The organism is Moorena sp. SIO4A5 (assembly GCF_010672005.1).
Taxonomy (GTDB): domain Bacteria; phylum Cyanobacteriota; class Cyanobacteriia; order Cyanobacteriales; family Coleofasciculaceae; genus Moorena.
In genome coordinates this window covers 1-3,698 of sequence record NZ_JAAHHZ010000478.1, presented here as the reverse complement: position 1 = coordinate 3,698, position 3,698 = coordinate 1, and the positions used below count along the sequence as shown (strand labels likewise).

The window sequence follows — 3,698 nt, the reverse complement described above, 5'->3', positions numbered from 1 at the left end:
ACAACGAATTGTTAACTATGTCTGACAATTTTCGCCCTAATCCAGAAAACAATCCTGAGGATATCACTCCTAGTAATACTCCTCAGGAACCTTTCCGCAAAAAATACCCCATTAAGCACATTTTGAAAGGCTCTCGCCAGGCAATAAACAACACCATGTATACCCTTTATGCACGGGGTTACGCCCAAATTGACGAATGGAGCCCCCTTCAGGCAACTGAGATTCCTGGGGAATTCATCACGGTAATGACGAAATACTTAACTCTGGGTTAAGGGCTTAAATTTTGGGGGGGTTTCCCCCCCCTGGCCAAAGGCCAATCACATCGGATCACGTCCGGATGGGTTTACAAAGTTGAGACATAAGTAACAATTCGTAGCCGTGGAACATAGTTCTGCGGCTACTTTTTTTTGGTTAGCAGGTTTAAGGTTATGAGGTTGAAGGTTAGATGGTTGAAGGTTAGATGGTTGAAGGTTAGATGGTTGAAGGTTAGATGGTTGAAGGTTATTTGGTTGAAGGTTAGATGGTTGAAGGTTATTTGGTTGAAGGTTAGATGGTTGAAGGTTATCAGCTATCAGCTATCAGTTCGTAGGGTGCGTTAGGGGCGGGCGAGCCTTAATTTTTCCCCTCTTCGCGCCTTGTTGAAACAGCCCGCACCGTAACGCACCACGGGCAAGATGCCCGTTCCACCCACCAGGTCAAACAGCTTTAATGATATGCACCCGCTTCGGAGCAGGAAACAGAGAACAACAATTATCAAAATTTATTTACGTAACCTAGATCTCTTTATATTTTTTCCAAGTTGTGCAACAATCTATCTTTGAAACTATAATCTAGCGTTTCCTAGTCTAGTCAGGTAAATCTAAATTTTATTCCCGATTCCCGATTCCCGATTCCCGATTCCCGATTCCCGATTCCCGATTCTCTCCAATAACAACTTTCAAAAATGAAAAAATACCTAACTACGTTATTGCTGTTGCTAACATTATCCTTTGCCTTTGCTCCTCCCGCTGTTGCTTTCTCCTACTGCCGCACTAAAAATAACAACCGGATTTGCATCCTTAGCATCAAGCGGAGTGCTAAGTATCCATGGGAATATCGAGCATCAGTTAGTGTTAATGGCGTTGCTACTCCTATAGAAATATATAATTGTCGCGATCGCATTAGAGTTAAGAAAGACAGAACTGTTGTGCCATTTCAACAGAACGGTCCAGGGGAACTTATTTGTAGTATTTTGAAAAAATAGTATAAGAAAGGGAACAGGGAACAGGGAACAGGGAACAGGGAATAGGGAATAGGGATAATAGACTATTTCAACTGTTTGACCCGGTGGTGCGTTACGGGGCGGACTATTGCAACACTGGTTACGAGGCGGAAAATGAGGGCAAGTCCGCCCCTAACACACCCTACGCACTCTAAATTCTAAATTTTAAATTCTAAATTATAGCTAATCAAAATTGCAATTTATATCTAACTTGTACCTCATTAAACACGTAGTCGTAACTCAATTCAACTGAGGAAGTTTGTCCCAAATCATAAACGGCATCGAAGGTTGGGTAAACCTGTAGATCAGCTAATCCGATGGATCTCCCGACATTACTGACTTTTTCTTCAACGGTGAATAAAATATTTTTGATAATTGGTCGAACAACATACTGAGTAATCACTAACTCAGCTATTTCTCGTTCGTTGCTGTTAGCGATAGTCTGAAATTGGGTAATAAAACTGTTACCGAGCAGAGCGATAATTCCACTTTCACTGCGGGGAGGAGTACTGCTTAAGGTGACAATGGGGGAAAATAGAAACTCCTTGTCTTCACTATTAGCAATAGCTTCGCCATAAACACATTCAGCAAGCTCTTGGAATTGTTGGCGAGACAAGATGGTTGTTTTTGAACCAAGTTTAGCTAGTCCACTACTGGTAATTTGCTGATCAGCACAATAATCTTTCTCTCCTCCTAGGGCAAGAATTTGACTAGTTTGACCTTTGATCGCGAGGGTTATCTTTACTTGGTCGGGTCGAGAAGACTGCAGCACATTCTCAAGGATTTCGTTATCAATCCGTCTTTGACGTAAGGCACCAGAAGGCTCAAAGGCTATGGTGGTAAATTTAAGATCTAAATTGGGATTGAGTAATCCCTGCTCTGGTACAAATACAATAGTGTTACTGTGCCGCCTGTCTGCCACAAATTCGGTTTCTAATACATCAACTTCCCCACGTAGCAGCTTAATTGTTCCCAATCCTGTTAAGTTTTGGAGATTGCCATTGATAGGACCGTTGAGGGTTAAATCACCAGCTAGTCGAAAATCATATAGGGGAAACTGTTGCACTCTTAACTCATCTCCCAAACTCACCTGAAAATTCTTTAACCTAGGCACAAACTGATTATTGTTGCGACTACGAACTACTGAGGGAGTCTGATTAGACGTATTCTTAACGGTTTTTTCGTCACTTTCCTCGGTCTTAGTTTCCTGTGCCTTGGGGATAAAGGCTTGGCCATTTTCTAAGCTAATGTTTCCTGCAATAACTGGACGCAATGCTGAACCAGTAATCACGACATTACCGCCTACTCCACCTTCATAGAGCCCTGCTAATTTTAGGTTATCTTGAGGAATGTTCAGGGTTAGGGGATTGGAGGTGTTTGTTCTATTTGACACTATCGGCAATTCCCCGGAAACAGAAAATCCAATCCCTGCTAGGTCACCTTCGAGAGTTTTTTGACCTTCTGTATCTGGATAGTTTACTACTTCCAAGCGTTGATCATCTAACTTAAACTTGCCTACAACATTGAGAGTAAAGTCATCCTCTAACAACTTAGTTTTGATAGTGCCATTCTGGATATTAACCTCAGATGTTCCTGATAAGTCTTTAATTTTGATAGCATCTGCTAACTCCAAACGTCCGCTAACATTGAGTTCTATATCAGCGGTTCTATCCTCTCCATCCACCCATGCCACTTGTTCTTGAGTCACGACACTCAGGAGTGCCATGGCTGGAGTTGCTAGCTTGAGGTTGATATCGATGCGATCGCTATTTGGTTTGGGGGGAAAGGGGACTTTACCAGAGGCTTGTAGATAATCTGGTTTGTTGCTATCAAAGTCAAGACGAGAATCAACATAGTCGAAAGTTACTTCAACATCATCTAGGGAGGTATCATTGATGGTGCCATCTACAACAGCGACTTGCCCATTGGTGACTTCGGGATTGGTGAGACTACCCCCCAGCTGGCCTTGGGCATTTAAGTTACCTGCAATCTCAAAGGGAATAGTGACAAAATTGCTTGCTAAGTTGCTAACGGTCTCTAAAGATAGATTCTGGAGGAGGAAGTCTCCGGAGTTGCTTTCTTGGGCAAGCTGTCCTTGAAATGCTAAGACAGTTTCCCCCAATTCCATTCGGGCTGGCTGGACAGTAATCACACCTTGGTCGTAACTTCCTTTAGCAAGTAATTGGTTGAGCACAATTACTTGATTGGGAGAATTAGTATACCACTGCCAATTGTTGCCCTCGACATTAAAATCAACTTTAGGATTAGTCAAGATACCGGCAACAGCAATTTCCCCAGTATACTTACCTCGAATATCTAAATTACTCAGGAGTGTAGTAGGATCGAAGGGGTTAGCAACAGCGTCGTTTTGGGCATTAATTTTGGCAAACCGTTGTAGGAGAGTGGCTAGGGAGCCTGCTGCTATACTAGGGAATGG

Annotated in this window: 3 protein-coding genes; 2 read left to right on the top strand and 1 reads right to left on the bottom strand. The window is 42.7% G+C overall.

Translation table 11 applies throughout. The features are described from left to right. Positions 1 to 17: 17 nt before the first annotated feature. Positions 18 to 272, top strand: coding sequence for a hypothetical protein (locus tag F6K57_RS39545; RefSeq protein WP_075900466.1), 255 nt, complete (start codon positions 18 to 20; stop codon positions 270 to 272). A gap of 671 nt (positions 273 to 943) precedes the next feature. After that, a complete protein-coding gene (locus F6K57_RS39540; RefSeq protein ID WP_075900484.1) occupies positions 944 to 1,243 on the top strand; it encodes a hypothetical protein in 300 nt (99 codons plus the stop codon). Positions 1,244 to 1,448: 205 nt separating this feature from the next. Here the strand turns inward: F6K57_RS39540 and F6K57_RS39535 are convergent. After that, positions 1,449 to 3,698 (bottom strand): translocation/assembly module TamB domain-containing protein (locus tag F6K57_RS39535; RefSeq protein WP_293074237.1); only part of this gene is annotated, 2,250 nt, incomplete at its 5' end.

What these genes read in the sequence shown, in the direction of transcription:
- F6K57_RS39545 (WP_075900466.1), top strand. Translation starts at nt 18, where the DNA reads ATGTCTGACAATTTTCGCCCTAATCCAGAAAACAATCCTGAGGATATC.
- F6K57_RS39540 (WP_075900484.1), top strand. Translation starts at nt 944, where the DNA reads ATGAAAAAATACCTAACTACGTTATTGCTGTTGCTAACATTATCCTTT.